The organism is Burkholderia sp. 9777_1386 (genome assembly GCF_015712265.1).
GTDB lineage: Bacteria > Pseudomonadota > Gammaproteobacteria > Burkholderiales > Burkholderiaceae > Burkholderia > Burkholderia cenocepacia.
This window is the reverse complement of record NZ_JACCQB010000026.1, coordinates 59,153-76,828: the sequence shown is the minus strand read 5'-3', so window position 1 is coordinate 76,828 and position 17,676 is coordinate 59,153. Positions and strand designations below refer to the sequence as shown.

Here is a 17,676-nt window from a genome sequence, read left to right as displayed (position 1 = left end):
CCATGACGATCGAACTCGACAACCCCGGTTCGGTGCGTCCGTCGCGCCGCACGTTCCTGAAGGCCGCGGGGGCCGCTGCCGCCGTCAGCCTGACCATCGGCTTCGACTGGGCCGGCCTCGGCCGCCGCGCGCTCGCCGCCACCGCGCCGGCCGGCGATTTCGCGCCGAACGCCTTCCTGCGCATCACGCCGGACGGCGCCGTCACGGTCATCGCGAAGCACGTGGAAATGGGCCAAGGCGCCTATACGGGCATCGCGACGATCGTCGCCGAGGAGCTCGACGCCGACTGGTCGAGCGTGCGCGTCGAAAGCGCGCCGGCCGATGCGAAGCGCTATGCGAACCTCGCGTTCGGCACGATGCAGGGCACGGGCGGCAGCTCGGCCATGGCGAACTCGTGGCAGCAACTGCGCGAGGCCGGCGGCAAGGCGCGCGCGATGCTCGTGTCGGCCGCGGCGGCCCGCTGGAAGGTGCCGGCCGGCGAACTGACCACCGCCAACGGCGTCGTCACGCACACGAAGAGCGGCAAGACGGCCGCGTACGGCACGCTCGTCGCCGATGCGTCGAAGCTGCCCGTGCCCGACAAGGTCACGCTGAAGCAGCCGGCCGATTTCAAGCTGATCGGGCACCGGATTCCGCGCGTCGACGGGTCGTCGAAATCGAACGGCACCGCGCATTTCACGCTGGACACGACGTTCCCCGGCATGCGCGTCGCGCTGCTGCAGCGGCCGCCGCGTTTCGGCGCGACGGTGAAATCGTTCGACGCGACCGCCGCGAAGGCCGTGCCGGGCGTCGTCTCGGTCGTGCAGGTGCCGGGCGGCGTCGCGGTCGTCGCGACGGGCTTCTGGGCCGCGAAACAGGGCCGCGACGCGCTGAAGGTCGAATGGGACGAAACGAAGGCGGAAAAGCGCGGCTCGGACGAGCTCATGCGCGAATACCGGCAGCTCGCCGACAAGCCGGGCGCATCGGCGCGCAAGGACGGCGACGCCGATGCGGCGATCGCCGGCGCCGCGCGCAAGATCAGCGCGACGTATGAATTCCCGTATCTCGCGCATGCGCCGATGGAGCCGCTCGACGCGGTCGTCAAGCTGACGCCGACCAGCTGCGAGATCTGGGCCGGCGACCAGTTCCAGACGGTCGACCAGGGCAACGCGGCCAAAACGGCCGGGCTGAAGCCGGAACAGGTGAAGATCCATACGCTGTATGCGGGCGGCAGCTTCGGCCGGCGTGCGAACGCGTGGTCGGACTACGTCGTCGAGGCCGTGTCGATCGCGAAGGCGCTCGGCGCGGACGGCAAGCCCGTCAAGCTGCAATGGACGCGCGAGGACGACATCCAGGGCGGCTTCTACCGGCCGATGTACTTCCACAAGCTCGACGCGGGCCTGACCGCGGACGGCCGGCTGGTCGGCTGGCGCCACCGGATCGTCGGCCAGTCGATCCTCGCCGGCACGCCGTTCGAGGCGTTCATGGTCAAGAACGGCATCGACGCGACGTCGGTCGAGGGCGCGGCGAACCTGCCTTACGCGGTGCCGAACGTGTCGGTCGAGCTCACCACCACCCGGGTCGGCCTGCCCGTGCTGTGGTGGCGCGTGGTCGGCAGCTCGCATACGGCCTACGCGGTCGAGGCGTTCATCGACGAAGCCGCGCACGCGGCCGGCAAGGACCCGTACGCGTTCCGCCACGACCTGCTCGCGAAGGAGCCACGCATGCGCGCGGTGCTGGAGCTGGCCGCGCAGAAGGCCGGCTGGGATCCGGCCAAGCCGCTGCCGAAGGGCCGCGGGCGCGGGATCGCGGTGGCCGAGGCGTTCAAGAGCTATGTCGCGCAGGTGGCCGAGGTCTCGGTCGACGCGGACGGCAAGGTGAAGGTCGAGCGCGTGGTGTGCGCGGTCGACTGCGGGATCGCGATCAATCCCGACATCGTCGCCGCGCAGATGGAGGGCGGCATCGGTTTCGGCCTCGGTGCGGCGATGCACAGCGCGATCACGCTGAAGGACGGCCAGGTCGAGCAGCGCAACTTCGACGGCTACCACGTGCTGCGGATGGCCGAGATGCCGAAGGTCGAGGTACATATCGTGCCGTCGGCCGAGGCGCCGACCGGGGTCGGCGAGCCGGGCGTCGCGCCGGTCGGGCCGGCCGTGGCGAACGCGATCTTCGCGGCGACGGGCAAGCGGCACTACGTGCTGCCGTTCGATTCGGCGGATAGCGCGAAGGCTTGATGTGACGGGACGCCGGCTGCGGGGCGAGGGGTGCCCTGTGACCGGCGTTTTTTCGGCTGCCCATGTAGGGTTCGATGTCGGCAAAAATCTTCGCCAACCATTTGATTCAAAAAGAAAACCCGGCAAGCCCGGCAGGGTTCGACGTAGGGTTCGTTATCCATCCGAAGCCTTATCCGGCCGCCCCCGAAATCCGCACCTCCCCCACGTTACGTCAGACGTAACGCCCGTAACGTCCCCGCCCGATGCTACGTAACAATCCTTCACCATTGCTCCAGCCCTGTCATCACGCGCCCGGCGTTGCGCGTTAAAAATTCTTTTTAAATTCAAGGCTGCTCCGCGGTCCGCGCCGCTCCCGCCCGCCGTTACCCCCTGACAACCGCCCCCTGGCCCGGAAGTTGCAGCACAGGACCCCGCAAACACTCCTTTATGGACATGCGAGGGCCACCATGGATTGCAAATACCTGTACATCGACAACATAAAAATCAACTTCGTGCGCCGCACGATCGAAATCGACAACAAGGTCGTTGACGTCACGCCGCGCGAATTCGACGTCGTCGAATTCCTGCTCGACAACATGAACAAGATCGTGCCGCGGCAGGCAATCCAGGAAGCCGTATGGGGCCGCGAGCTCGGCGTGTCGTCGCGCACGCTCGATACCCATATCTCGCGGATCCGTTCGAAGCTGCAGCTCGAACATGACAAGAACCTGCGAATCATCCCGATCTACGCGGTCGGCTATCGGCTGGTGCTGTTCGGTGCGGCGATGACGCACGTCGAACGCCACGACGCGGCGCCGATGCTGCGCACCGCGCCGCAACCCGCGATGGCCGCCGACTACGCGTAACGCTTCACCCGCGCGCCGCCCGCTCGCGGCACGCCGGTCACGCTTGCCTCACCGCGCTGCGCGAATTCGCAGCCCCTCGCGGCCTGCCAGCCGGATGCGGCCTCCACGCCGCCCGGCCCGCCAGCCAGTCGCGCCCCAACCGCCGCCTCCCGGCGGCGGTTGCTTTCGAGGCCAGCCGTCGCGTCGCCCACTTCGGCGCACTCGGGCGCGCTCCACCGCACTTCGTCGCGCTTCGTAGCGCCCCGCTCCCGCCGCCTCCGCACGATGTGCGCGACTACGGATTCCGGCGCGGCACACGGCCATCGCCGTCCCTACAATCGACGCAGCAGCCGCGCGCCCCCGGCGCCGCCGGCATCAGAACAACCCGTCGAACCAACGCCGAATCCGCCCCGATCCCGCCGTGCCTGCGCTGTTCCTGACGAATGCCGACGCCGGCGACGCCGCGAACCGGGCCATGCCCGCCGCTTCCCCGCCGTCCGCCGCCGTGCCGGCCGCGGTCGCGCTCGACGCGTCGCCCTACCTGCCGCGCCTGTCCGCCGCCGCCGCGCGCGGGCTGTCGCATGCGTACGGCGCGACCGGCGCCGTCCCGGTCACGCTCGGCGAGCACGCGTACGAGGTGCGCTGGCGCGTCGACGCCGAGCCGGCCGCCGATGCGCACGCGTACCGCTTCGTCGTCGGCCCGGCCGCCGGCACGCTGTGGATCGACCCGGTCGCGGAAACCGAATGGCTCGGCGACGCGGCCGACCCCGCGGTCCCGGCCGTGATCCGCGCGGCGCTGCTCGCCGACCTGTGCGCGCCGCTCGCTGCGGTGCTGCAGGCAGCAACCCGGCAGCGCGTGGCGTTGCTGCCGCCGCCCGACGGCGCACCGGCCTGGGATGCAGCGCCGGCCGCGCTGCGGTTCGAGCTGCGACGCGCCGACGCCGCGTGGCGCTGCCACGGCGCGCTGTTGTTCGACGCGCCGGACGCGCTGGCCGTGTTCTTCGCGACCGCGCCGGCCGCGCTCGCCGACGCGCGCGCGACCTACGCGAGCCTGCCCGTGCCGCTCGTGTTCGAAATCGGCCGCACCGAGCTGACGACGGCCGAGCTGGCCGACGTCGTCGGCGGCGACATCATCGCGATCGAGCGCTGGCAGGCGCACGAGCAGAACCTGCTGTGCGTCGCGCGGCTGCCGGCCGCGCCGGCGTGGGAGATCACCGGACGGCCGTCGGGCAACCGGCTCACCGTCGAACGAATCAGGGAGATGCCTTTGGAACCGACCCGCACCGACTCCGCCGCGCCGACGACGCACGACGCGCCGCCCGGCGACGCGCCACGCTCGCTCGACGGCCTCGCGGTCGACCTGCGCTTCGAGCTGCCGCCCACGTCGATGCCGCTGGGCGAACTGAGCACGCTGCAGCCGGGCGCCGTGATCGAGCTGCAGCAAGGGATCAACCAGAGCGTGATCCATCTCGTCGCGAACGGGATGCTGATCGGCACCGGCCACCTGATCGCGGTCGGCCAGAAGCTCGGCGTGCGCGTCGTCACGCTGACGCAACCCGCGCCGCGCGAGCGCTGAACGATGGGCAACCTGCCGAATCCGGTCGCGCTGATCGCGGTGATCGCCGCGCTCGGCATCGCGCCGTTCGCGGCGCTGATGGTGACGAGCTACACGAAGCTGGTGGTCGTGCTCGGCCTGCTGCGCTCCGCGCTCGGGATCCAGCAGGTGCCGCCGAACCTCGTGCTGAACGGCATCGCACTGATCCTGTCGCTGTTCATCATGGCGCCCGTCGGAATGTCGATCCGCGATGCGCTGCAGGCGCGCCACTTCGATGCGTCGGGGCAGTTGTCGACCTCGGACATCGGCGCGCTCGCCGATGCCGCGCTGCCGCCGATCAAGGATTTCCTCGTGTCGCATACGCGGCAGCGCGACCGCGAATTCTTCGTGCGCACCGCGACGTCGGTCTGGCCGAAGAACCGCGCGGACGGCATCAAGGACGACGACCTGCTCGTGCTGGTGCCGAGCTTCACGCTCGCCGAGCTGACGAAGGCGTTCCAGATCGGCTTCGTGATCTACATCGTGTTCATCGTCGTCGACCTGCTGGTCGCGAACATCCTGCTGGCGCTCGGGATGCAGATGATCTCGCCGACCACGATCTCGGTGCCGTTCAAGCTGCTGCTGTTCGTCGCGCTCGACGGCTGGTCGCTGCTCGTGCACGGGCTCGTGCTGTCGTACCGCGTGGCGGGGGCGGGATGAACGCGCGCCGCCTGCGCACCGCCGCCGCGTGCCTGTGCGCGCTGGCCCTGCTCGCGCTCGCGTGCCTGCCATCGCGCGTCGTGCAGGCAGCCGGCGGCGCCGGTTTCGCGCAACTGGCGCGCGCCTGCGCGCCGAACGTCGATCCCGCGACGCTCGCCGCGCTCGTGCGTACCGAGTCGGGCTTCAATCCGTATGCGATCGGCGTGGTCGGCGGGCACCTGACGCGCCAGCCCGCGTCGCTCGACGAGGCGCGCGCGACCGCGCGCGAACTGTCGTCGCGCGGCTTCAGCTACAGCGTCGGCCTCGCGCAGGTCAACGAACGCAATTTCGCGAAATACGGGCTCGACGAAGCGACGATGTTCGAGCCGTGCCGCAACCTGCAGGCCGGCGGCGCGATCCTGACCGAGTGCTTCGCGCGCTCGTCGGGCACCGGCCGCGCGACGCAGGCCGCGTTGCGCGCGGCGCTGTCGTGCTACTACAGCGGCAACTTCACGACCGGCTTCTCGAGCGGCTACGTGAGCCGCGTCGTCGCGAGCGCACAGCGCAATGCGCGCGAAGGCGGCGTCGAACCGATCCCCGTCGTGACCGACACGCCGCCGCCGGAACGCCAGCGGCGCATGGCCGCGGCCGCCACGACGCCGCCCGAACGCGCGCGCCGCCTGCCGTCGCCCGCCGCGTCCGCCGATGCGCCGTCGTGCCATGCGCGTCCGGTGGTGATGATGTGCCGCGGGCTGCCGGCGAACCAGGCGAAGCGGCTGTGCGTGCGGTGTCTCGATCAGTAAGCAGGCCCGTACCCTCGTTCCCGCCGCCTCGCGTCGCCGCCGTTCGTAGCGACGACCCGGCGGCGCGCGCGCATCGGCGGCGCGCTACGAAACGCGCTGCGTCACCGCGGCGCATGCCTTTCTACACTCCAAGCTTGACCGTAATGGCATCGTAATGCGCGCCCCGTCGAGCGCGGCGCGACCGGGAGAGTTTGATGCTGGATATCGACGGCGTCGGCATGGGCGCCAACTGGATGGCGTTCCTCGAGCGCACGCTCGAAGCCGAACGCGCGAAAGCGGCAAGCCAGGCCGCGCAGCAATCGGGCGACCCGTCGAAACAGCAGACCGCCACGCCCCCGCCGCCGCCGATCACGGTGCAGGTCACGCCCGATACGGACCCGTCGAAGCCGACCAACGCCGAAATCGCGTCCGCGACCTCGCTGATCCGGAGCCTCGCCGAACAGTACCGGCCCAAGCCGCCCGACATCACGGTCGACGATCCGCTGACCCAAGCCGCGCAGACCGCGATCCAGGGCGCGCAGACGCAATACGACAACGCGCTGCAGGACGAGCAGGACAAGCAGACCGCGCTGACCCACGCGAAGAACGATCCGTCCACGACGAAGGACGCGCTCGCCAGCGCGCAAACCGCCTACGACAACGCGCACCAGGCCACCGCGAAAGCGGAAAAGGAACTGGACGTCACGACCGACGCCGGCTACATGATCGCGTACGCGCAGCAGGCCGATCACGACAACGAAGCGCTCGATCCGAAACGGGCGGGCTCCGCGCAGGCCGACGCGAACGCGGCGCTCGACCGGCTGAAGGCGGCCGTCCCGGGCATCGACGATCCGGCCAAGGTGTCGCCGCGGGACGACTGGACGCCGCAGCAGAAGCAGGCCTACGACGCGTGGCAGAAGGCGGACGCGAAGCTGTCCGAAGCGAAGGCGCTTCACAACGCCGACATCGCGAATTCGAACCTCGCGTTCGCCCAGTTGCAGTCGTATGGGTCGAACGGCGATTACGCGGATGCGATGGATGCCGGCATCGCGCGTATCAACAAGCAGCTCGCGCCGCTCGATCGCGTGATCGACGTGCCGCCGGCGCTGAAGCCCGACGAGGCCCGGACGCAACTGACGCAGAGCGCCGACGACGCGAACTATGCGAACGCATGCCTGAATGCGGCGACCGACGCGGCGAAGGTCGCCGACATCCAGGGCACGTACAACGCGGTGTCCGGCAAGTACGGGCCGACCGTGATGAGCACGACGGTCGCCGCGCAGCAGGACCTGCTGAACCATGCGCAGGCCAGCGCACGCGTGAGCGGCGGGTATCTGCAGATGCTGTATGCGAATCGCCAGGTCGACGAACAGCAGAAGAACTACGACGCCACGCAAAAGAGCGCGACGCAATGGCGCCGCGACCATCCCGGCGTCAAGCTGATGGACCCGCGCGCCGATCTCGGCGTCGAAGACGCGGCCACGCAGCTGTGGAAGGCGAAGGATGCCGCGAGCCTCGCGCACGACGGCTATGTCGCCGCGTACGGCAACGCGCTCGCGATCCACTACGACGATATCGCCGCCGGCGTGCAGAATCGGTACGACCACCGGACGATGTGCATCGCGAACGATCCGACGCCGCTCGAGATCAAGGGCCTGAAAACGATCGCGTCCGCGCTGCATCAGGCAGACGAGCGGATGACCGCGTCCGTCAACGAGCGCGCGACGAAGCAGGCGCTCACCGATGCACAGGCGAAGCAGCAGGACCTGAAGATCAAGGTCGACGGGCTGCAGGCCCAGTACGACCAGTGGAACCGCGATCACGGCATCGGGCCGACGCCGAGCGTGTTTTCCGTCGCGACACCGCAGGGAACGCCGAAGAACATCCCGTTGACGGCGCCGGTGCCGTTCGTCGTCAATCAATACGCGAAGCCGCTTGCCGATGCGCTCGCGGAACTCGATCAGGCGAACCGGGACGTCCAGCACGCGCAACTGCGCAGCGAAACGTTCCATCAGCAGGTGCTGTTCAACGAATTCGACGCGCATCTCGACGAGCGGCTGCGCAATCCGAAGACCGAATCCGATCAGAAGGACTACGCGAAGGCGCTGTCCGACTTCTTCGGCGCGCACCGCAGCGAGCTGTCGCAGTCGCTGCTCGACAAGGCCGGCGACGCGACGCGGCGCGGCACGCGGATCGACTTCGGCCTGCTGGACCCCACGGAACAGCGCAACCTCGTCGGCGTCGCGATCGGGCTGTCGCCGGACCGCGCGACCGGCGACCCGCATGCCGCGCAGTTCAGCGACGGCAAGAAGCTCGAATCGATCGACAAGGTTCGCGACGAACTGCTGAAGGTGGGCGGCGGCAAAGGCACGCGCGTCAACGTGATGCCGATCGTCTATGCGTCGAAGGACGCCGGCCTGGTCACGAGCGCGATCTTCAAGGTCACGAACGAGAACGGCGACACGCACTACGTCGACGATCAGGGCGCGAAATACTCGAGCATCGACAACTTCATCGACGACAACTCGCTGTCGTCGGACGGCACGCTCGACATCGCGACCGGCTACGACGCGAACGGCACCGCGCGGATCGACCCGCACAACACCGCGCACGACGACAGCTGGTGGGAAAGCGTGATGCACACGTTCGGTTCCGGCGACGTGAACCTCGGGATGCTGCTCGGCGGGATCGCGCTCGAAGTCGGCGGCGGCCTGCTCGACGCGACGGTATTCGGCGCGCCGCTCGGCGTCGCGCTCAACGTGGCCGGCACCGGGCTGATCTATACGTCGGCGGCGGCAGCCGTCGCGAACTCCGGCTACGACCTCGCCAATCGCATCCAGCACGATCGCACGATCAGCCCGCTCGATGCGGAAGCGCGCGCCGATTACCTGAACCTGGTGCCGGCCGGCGTCGGCGGCGTCGGCAAGATCGCCACGCTGCTGAACGATTCGAAGGGGCTCGCGACCTTCGTGCGGCGCGCGACGACGGTCACCGGTCTCGGCGGCGCGGCGGAAGCCGGCGTGCAGTTCGTGCACGATGCGGTGACGGGTCATACGGACCGGCTCGCCGGCGATGCGTCGTCGTTCATACTGAATCTCGGCCTCGCGCAAGGTCACCAGAAGCTCAAGGCCGTGACGACCGGCATCGTGCGGCGTACCGGCGGCTTCGGCGGCCGCGACCTGAACAACCAGGCCGTGCAGATCGGCGACCAGACCGTGCGCATCGGCCAGAGCCGCTACACGGCGACGAACACGCTGCGGCTCGGCCGTACGCGCGCGACCATCGACGGCCGCAGCGTGACCGTGGCCGGCGACGGCACGCTGATGGTCGGCAAGCGCGTGCTGACCTACGAAGGCGTGCCGATCCGCGTGTTGAGCCGCGCGAATGCGGTGAATACCGGCGCACGCGGCAAGACCGGCACCACCGCGTTCGTCGACCACGAAGGCCGCATCACGATCGCGGAACGCGTCGACGGCTCGTGGCGCACCCTCGAGCGCACGCGCTTCAACCGCTATGGTACCGATGGCCGCATCACGGCCGGCCGGGACGGCAGCCTGACGCTGTCCGACGGCATCGAGCTGCGCGCGCCGAGCCAGGTCGGCACGCCGCGCGGCGCGGGCCCGGCGCCCGCCACGCCGACGGCCGCGCCGCCGCACGACGATGGCGCCCGCACGAACGCGGCCCGCGCGACCCCGTCCACGCTGCGCGCGGCAGCGGACCCGACGGCGGCCGTGGCCGAGCCGGCCGCCGCGACGTCGCGCGCGACCGCGCAGGCAGGCCGCTCGTCCGCGCAGGTGCGCGAACGCGCCGCCGAGAACGACCAGGATGCACGCACCGCATCGCGCGCGGATCGCCGCAGCGGCGACGCGCGGACGATCCAGTACCGGCGGGTCGCCGATCCGGCCGAAACCGGCGCCGGCGGGCCGCTCGAGCCGCTGACGTTTCGCCAGCGCGTCGCCTGGACCGTCCTCCATGCGATCGAATCCTCCCCGCTCGCGCCGGGCTTCGCCGCCCGCGAGGCGGACGTCGCGGTCGCGCCCGGCGGGCCCCGCGTCGAGCAGCACAGGTATGGTGGGCGCACGCTGTTCGTCGTGCGCAACGGCCGCCCGGACGCGCCGCTGACACGCCCGGACGGCACGCCGTTGTCCGGCCACGAACTCGCGCTCGACGCGCGCCACGGGCTGCCGGCGCCGTCCCGGCTCGACGAACCGATCGTGCTCGTCGCGGAAGGCGCGGAGGCCGGGCTGGCCCCCGAACTCGCGAACGTCTGGAACCGTCCGGTATTCGTCGCACCGCGCGGCGCGCTCGCGGCGGACGGCACGATCCGCGCGACCAGCGGCTTCCTGCGCTTCGATCCCGCGCCGCATCCGGAGGTCGCGCTCGGGCCGCTGCGGGCGGACGGCCTGCAGGTATTCCATGCGGACAGCGGCAAGCCGGTGGACCTGAACGAGCATCTTGGCGCGCTGCTCGGCTTCGGCGCGCACAAGGGCGGCTTCGCGCTCGGCCGGGATGCGGTCGTCGCCCTCTACGAGGATTTCAGCACGCGCGCCGAACAGCAGGCCAGCGCCGGCGCCGAACGCGCGGCGCTCGCGTTGCTGCGGCGTCGCTACGATCTCCCGACCGTCGCGATGGACGGCCCGTTTTCGCACGCCGGCCGCGTCGCGGTGCTGTACCAGCCGCGCGGCGGGCTGCATACCGGCGATGCCGGGCGCGGCCTGCTGCCGACGACGCTCGACCCCGAATCGCTGCAGACCCTGCGCACGCTGCGCGACGCGATTCAGCAGGACCGGCTCTACTTCGATCCGCAAGGCGTGTATCGCGACGGCCGGCTGCTGCTCGCGGATCCCGGCCCGATCGAGACCCACAGCGACGCGTATCGTCAGACCCTCGCGGACGTCGACGATCAGATCACGCTGCTCGAACGCGGGATCGAGCGCGGCGACGTGAAGCTCAAGCGCCCGGACGTGCAGATGCGTGCCGGCGGCGCGCCGCTGCCGAACCAGGTCAGCGCGTTCGCCGAACAGTCGGGCACGCTCGCGCAGCAGATGCGCCTGCTCGGCAGCGACCGTTCGCGCGTGAACGCCGCCGGCAAGCGTCCGGGCGGCGGCCGCTACACGCGCAAGGCGCTCGAAGCCGAGGCGAGCCGGCAGCTCAATGCATTCGAGGCCCGCTACGACGTCGATCTCGGCAGTCGCGCCGACGCGCATCCGCGCGATGCGGGCGATCCGCCGAACGACCACGGCGGCCGCGACAAGCCGCGCGACGACGCGCCGCGCTCGATGCGCGAGATCCAGGCGCAGCGCGTCGCGTGGTCGCGCGCGCACGTCGAGCGCAACGCGTCGCCGTTCGGCGCCGCGACGCCGGCGCTCGACGCGCTGGGGCTCAGGCGGCGCGGCCTCGTGTCGATGGATGAAGCCGACCGTCTCGCGATCGTCCATGCCGACACGCAGCCCGACGGCACGCTGCTCGGCCCCGACGGCCGGCCGATCGATCCGCACGGCTTCTCGCTGCTGTCGGATGCGCCGTACGCCGGCCAGCGCGTGGTGATCCTGGCCGCGCGGCACGCGAACGAAGGCGCGGCCGCGCAACTGGCGAACCTGTGGCAACGCCCCGTCTACGCGGTGCATCCGGACGCCGTCGGCGCAGACGGCGGACTGACCGACCTGTCCGGCATGAACCGCTACGTGCCGGCCGCTTACGAGCAGCCCGCGCTCGGCGAGCTGTCGGTCACCGGCGGCCAGCTGCACGTCGCGGGCGATCCCGCGCGCACCGTCGATCCCGCCGACCATCTCGGCCCGCTCGTCGGCTCGGGGCTCTACAAGACGGTATTCGACGGCGGCACGGGCCAGGCGATCGGCTTCTTCCGCGACACGTCGCCGGACGGCGTGGAAGTCGCGCACGAGGAAATCGGCGCCGAACAGGGCGGCCTGCGTGAACTGAAACGGCTCGACCTGCCCGTCAGCACGGTCGACGGACCGTTCTCGCACCTGGGCCGGGTCGGCGTCGTGTACAAGCCGGCGGCACTGCTGAGCAGCGCCGCGATGGAAAAAGGGCTCGGCCTGCCCGGCGTGGTCCGGCGCAGCGGTCTCGACGATCTCGCGAACATTCGCAACGTCACGCAGCGGCACGGGCTGCTGTACGACTTCCAGGTGCTGTTCGGCCGCCATGGCGAAGTGCTGCTGCACGACCCCGGCCAGGTACTGCACAAGGCGGACCCGGAAGGCGACGTCGTCGAGCGGATCGACGGCGTCATCGACACGATCCAGCGCGGCATTGCGACGGGCCGCATTCGCCTCGCCCATCCCGCCTACGCCGAAAGCGGCGCGTACGCGCAACGCCCGGGCATGCTCGGGCGCGTCGTGCAGCGGTTCCGCGGCCGCGTGCTGCTGATGCGCGCGCACGCGATCGCGCGACAGTCGCCGACCTTCCGCGCGCAGATGCGGCTGGCCCGCAGCGACGGCTGGACGATCCGCGTCGGTACGCCGGGCGGCGGTCATTACGCGGACGCGGACACGCGCACGATCGTACTCGACGGCAATACGCGCCGCGCCGGCACGCTCGTATTCGTGTGGGGCCACGAACTGCAGCACAGCGTCGATCTCGCGACCGGCGCGCTGGCCGCCGAGCACGCCAGCCCCGAAGCCGCCGTGGCCGCGCTGCTGAAGTCGGATGCGCGCGCGGAGGTCAACGCGTACACGATCCGCAACGAAATCCTCGCCGCCGGCGGGCCCGACATCGCGACCCACGCGACGTTGCCCGACGCGCTCGCCCGGGCGACCGAGCATGCGCTGACGAGCCGCGACCCGGCCGCGCTCGACGCCCTCGCGGACACGTTCGGCGACATGCGCACGTCGACGCCCGGCAATCCGACCTATCGCGAGTACTACGGCGAACAGGTTCGCGCGGGGGCCGGACGCCCCGTCGCGGCACGGCTCGCCGCGCCGGCACGCGCCCGCCATGCGGTCGACGGCCACGCGATGAAGCACGCACGCGCGTGGCTCGACGCGCGCGACATGCGCACGCTGACGCGCGCCGAAGGCCAGCACGCGCCCACGCTCGGGCACCTGGTGCAGCAGACCGGCACCGACACGGCGCTGCTGATCGCGCGGGCCGGCCAGCCGACGCCCGACGCGCCGCCGACGTTCGTCGCGACGGCGCACGTCGATGCGAATGGCGCGATCCAGCGCCTGCGCTTTCTCGGCAACGCGCTGAACGCCGAGGAGCGACAGGCGCTGAAGCAGGCGCTGTCGAGCGCGATGGAACGCAGCGATCCGGCCGGCACCGCCGCCGCGCGGCGCGCGTTCGATTTCCATGCGTCGCCCGTCACGCACCGCGAACTGGTCGCGCTCGGCGGCCCGGCGAAGGTCAAGCCCGCGCGTGAAGGCGAGACGGTCGAATTCACGCGGAACGGGCGCGTGCGCGACGCGTACGTCGATGCGATCGACGCGCTGTCGAATGCGCCGCATTTCGCACGCGCGAAACAGGCCGTCGCGGCGGCCGGCCACGCCGACACGATCTACGTCGTCGACAAGGCGACCGGCAAAATCGCCGGTCATGCGCGCTACGACTCGGCCACCGGTGTCTGGCAATACCGGGAAAACGCCCCGCATGCACGGACTCACGTGACGGAGCGGCCGCTCGCCGCCGCGTATCCGCAGCGCGGCCGCATCCGGTTGCGGCCGAACGGCAAACTGCACGGCGTGCCGCTCACGCGGGCCCGCACGCGCGGCATGACGTTCTTCGTCAGCAGCGTCGAACCGGCCACGCTGGCGCGGGTCGGCGACCGCTTCGACGCGCCGCGACCACCGAAGAAGGACAAGACGGAAGTCCTGCCGCGCCGCGGCCTGCACTATGGCGGCCATGTGGCGATCAGCGGCATGCACGGCCTGCGGCGCCGCTTCGCGTCGCTGACCGGCACGGGCGCCGCGATCGCACTGCGCCGCGCCCGCGCGATCGCGACGCTCGGCCGCGCATCGCCAGCCACGCGCCCGCTGCCCGCCGGCGGCACGCGCACGCCCGCGACCACCGCGCTGGCGCCGGCGCCCCGCGCGTTCGAAGCCGGGCTGCTGCCCGCCGCGTCCGGTCATGCGCTGGATTTCAGCGGTCACAACGTCGTGCACCTGCTCAGCCTCGCGAAAGCGCGCGGCCTCGTGCCCGGCAAGCATTTCATCTACGTGTATGGCGGCGGCGAGCGCATCGCGTACCGGCTCGGCAAGCCGCGCGCGGTGATCACGGCCAACGCGCAAGGCGAACTGACCTGGCATGACAACTGGCGCAAGCCCGACAGCCCCGGCGTGCCGCTCGACGCGTCGCCGATCGGCGGCGGCCCGTACGGCGGCGATACCCATCTGCTGCTGACCGAACTCGCGCCGGATGCGCTTGCGGAGCACGCGCGCGGCACCCGGCTCAAGACGCTCGAGACCCGCCTCGCAACCGTCGACGCATGGGCGAAAGACCCGTCGCCGCACATGTCCGACGCGCGGCGCGACTGGGGCGCGACCGAGGCGCGGCGGCTGCGGTCGCAACGCCACGCGGCGCTGCAGTCGATCCGCCGCGCGAACGCCGCGGCCGCGCGCAACGGGCAAGCGGCATCGGGCCATCCGGTGCTCGACGTGCGCACCTATCAGCCGTCGCTCGTCAGCACGACGCAGGTCGAATCGCTGCAGCGCTATGGCGACGGCAACGCGTCGGCCCTGCTCGCGCACTACGACCGGATCGACGCGCTCGTGCAGCACGCGCGCGATCCGCGCGCCGCGCCGCTCGAACTCGACGATGCGGTCAACGGCGTGCCGCCCGCGATCATGGCCGACGCCCAGGCGTTGCGCGACACCGGCATGCCGCTGTACGTCGCGCGCGACTGGTCGGGCGGCGGCTCGCGCTATGCGCCGATCCCGCTCAGAAGAAAGGTGCTGAGCCGTTTCAGCACCGCGCTCGCGACCGATCGCGCGCTGCGCCGGCGCCTCCTCGCCGCCGATCCCGCGTACCAACAGCGCGTGGTGCCGATGAGCCGCGCGTTCCGGCTCTCCGACGATCCCGCGAAATTCGTCGCGCAGATCGAGCGGCACGGCGGCGTGATGCCGGCCGTGACGATCGTGATCGACCCGCACACGCTCGCGGCCACGCGCGGCGCGAAGCACGACCCCGCCGTCGTGCACGACGCGAAGTCGATCGGCGACCACAAGGACGCGACGATCGACTACTGGACCGGCACGATCACCGGTGCGAACGGCAAGTCGATGCGTATCGACGACCTGGCCGAGCAATACGTGCACAACTGGCTCGATGCGTCGTCGAAGGCCGGCTTCCTGCTGCGCTTCGAAATGGCGCCGGCGCGGGCGCTGGTGTCGTCCGTCGACCACCGGCATCAGCCCGGCTCCAACACCGGCTATCACGACCACGCGCGGCTCGGCGCGCTGCTCGAATCGTGGAACCGGACGCACCTCGGCCAGCCCGCGCCGCACGTGATGGTGACGTTCCACGGCTGGGATACGGTGCCGGAGCCCGCGTCCGGCGCGAGCCACCTGGAACTCGCGAAATCGCTGCTCGACCATCCGGCGCTGCCGTGGGTGCACGTCGGCCTGTCGTACGCGACGCATGGCTCGGACTTCGTCGCGAACCAGGAACTGACGACCGCGCTCGCGACGCTGCTCGTCGAGCGCGCCAGGGCCAACGACCCGACGCTCGCGCGACTGCACGGCGCCGACGCGCTGACGCGCGTATACGACCGCGTCGACCGCACGACGCTGATGAACCAGCACGGCCTGCTGCTCGCGGAAGTCGACCGCATCGGCCGGGCGCGCGGCATGTCGCCCGCGCGGCTGGCGGCGTTGCGCCAGCAACTGTACGAAGGCAACACCACGCAACTGCTGCATCGCGCCCGCTATGCGACGTCGCGCTTCGCGGCGGACCGCTGGGCCGCCGACCCGCGCCGCGCGCCCGCGGCCAGCGACGCCGCCCGGATGTTTACCGAACGATGGCTCACCGACGTCGGCGCGCGGCTCGCGGCGCCGGAACAGATCGTCACGACGGACGGCGGCGGCGCCGGTGTCGAACCGCTGCAGGCCTGGCGCGAAACCGTCATTGCGCCCGCGCTCGTCGCGGCCGATACGCAGCCGATCAGCGAAAGCCGGCTCGTCAGCGCGCAGACGAACGAGCCGATGCGTCCGGACGATCCGCTCGCCGCGGCCGCGGAACTGCATGCGCTGCGCCTGCATCAGCCGGACAGCTGGATCGCCGCGCTGCTGAACCGCAAGAACCTGCTGTCGATCGCGATCGGCGCGGGGGCCGGCTTCGCGGTCCATCACTTCGGCCTGACGCCGGACAAGTTCAAGCAGGCCGCGAACGCGGCGTTCGTCGGCGTGCGGACCGGCCGGCTCGTGCAGGCCGTGCACCAGGACACCGTGCGCGCGCTGCAAAGCGGCGACCCGCGGCTGTTCGATCGCGTGATCGACCGCTTCGTCGACGGCCTGAACAATCAGCTCGACGCGCACCAGATGCATGCCGAGCAGCGCAACGCGTCGCTGATCCTGCTCGCCGAGAGCGCGCGGGCGAAGATTCATCTCCAGCTGGAATTGCACAAGGCCGCGTCGCTGCCGGCGGACAAGACGCTGGAATACACGAAGATGATCGCCAACGACATGCTCCAGCAGATGCAGGGCGTGCTCGCGGGCACCTCGATCCAGCAGCTGCATTACGGCAATCCGCGCCGCTTCATGGGCAAGGCCGGACGCGCCGCCGCGATTGCCGGCTATGCGAGCCTCGGCGAGCTGTCGCTGCATGCGCTGCTGCAGAATCCGTCGGTGGTGCCGGCGCTGGGCGCGGCCGGCGCGCTGCTCGGCATCACGTATACCGGCCTCGTGCAGGGCAGCGCGTTCGCGCACCTGAGCATCGAACGGCGTAGCCGCGTCGTGCGGGGCATCGACCTGATGTCGGATCTCGCGAGCATCGCCGGCGGTGCGATCGCGCCATTCGTCGGCCCGCATCCCGCGATCCAGTCGGACTTGCCGATCGCGATTTCGTCGCTGTCGTCCGCGACGCTGCTCGCGCTCGCGCGCATCGACACGCATTTCCCGAACCTGCCGAAGCGGCTCACCGGCTCGATTCCGACGTCGCTCATGGTCGCGCCGATCCTGATCTATGTCGGCAAGTGGATCTACACCGCATTCGAGGACGACGACGGCAAGGCGTCGCCATCCGGCACGCAGCAGCCGGGCGGCGGGGCGACCCGGCACGCCGTCGCGCCGTCGTCGGCCGCCACGCCGGGACACCCGGCGCCCGCCACGCATGCGGCGCAGCCGAGCGCGCCGCCGTCGCCTTCGGCGAGCGCCGCCTCGCCGTCCCGACCGCAACCGTCGCCAGGCACGCCGTCGAACCCGCCGTCGCCGTCGAACGCCCCGCAGCCCTACATCGTCGTCGACGGCGATTCGCTATGGGTGATCGCGGACCAGCATCGCCAGTCGCTGCTGGACGCCGCGCACGTATCGCGTGCCGACCAGCAGGCGATGACGCGCGGCGAACAGGATGCGCGTGCGCTGAAAGAAATCCTGCAGCTCAATCCGTCGGCCGCGCGCGATGCCACGCACTTGCCGGTCGGCACGCCGCTGGTGGTCGGATGACGGTCGGCC

Annotated in this window: 6 protein-coding genes; all 6 read left to right on the top strand. The window is 70.9% G+C overall.

The window, feature by feature from the left end:
- The first annotated feature begins 2 nt into the window (after positions 1–2).
- Positions 3–2,213, top strand: coding sequence for a xanthine dehydrogenase family protein molybdopterin-binding subunit (locus tag H0X91_RS20050; protein WP_062910367.1), 2,211 nt, complete (start codon positions 3–5; stop codon positions 2,211–2,213).
- Between the two features lie 446 nt (positions 2,214–2,659).
- Entirely contained in the window at positions 2,660–3,058 is a 399-nt protein-coding gene (locus tag H0X91_RS20045; protein WP_006485803.1) for a winged helix-turn-helix domain-containing protein, read from the top strand.
- A 400-nt stretch (positions 3,059–3,458) separates the two neighbouring features.
- On the top strand, positions 3,459–4,613 hold the full coding sequence (sctQ, locus tag H0X91_RS20040; protein ID WP_060266253.1) for a type III secretion system cytoplasmic ring protein SctQ: 1,155 nt from the start codon (positions 3,459–3,461) through the stop codon (positions 4,611–4,613).
- A 3-nt stretch (positions 4,614–4,616) separates the two neighbouring features.
- Positions 4,617–5,291, top strand: a complete 675-nt coding sequence (gene sctR, locus H0X91_RS20035; RefSeq protein ID WP_006480865.1) for a type III secretion system export apparatus subunit SctR — start codon at positions 4,617–4,619, stop codon at positions 5,289–5,291.
- Positions 5,288–6,073, top strand: coding sequence for a lytic transglycosylase domain-containing protein (locus tag H0X91_RS20030; protein ID WP_006496150.1), 786 nt, complete (start codon positions 5,288–5,290; stop codon positions 6,071–6,073). The genes sctR and H0X91_RS20030 overlap by 4 nt, the downstream gene beginning before the upstream one ends.
- Before the next feature lie 194 nt (positions 6,074–6,267).
- Positions 6,268–17,667, top strand: a complete 11,400-nt coding sequence (locus H0X91_RS20025; RefSeq protein ID WP_196433282.1) for an LWXIA domain-containing protein — start codon at positions 6,268–6,270, stop codon at positions 17,665–17,667.
- Positions 17,668–17,676: the final 9 nt, after the last annotated feature.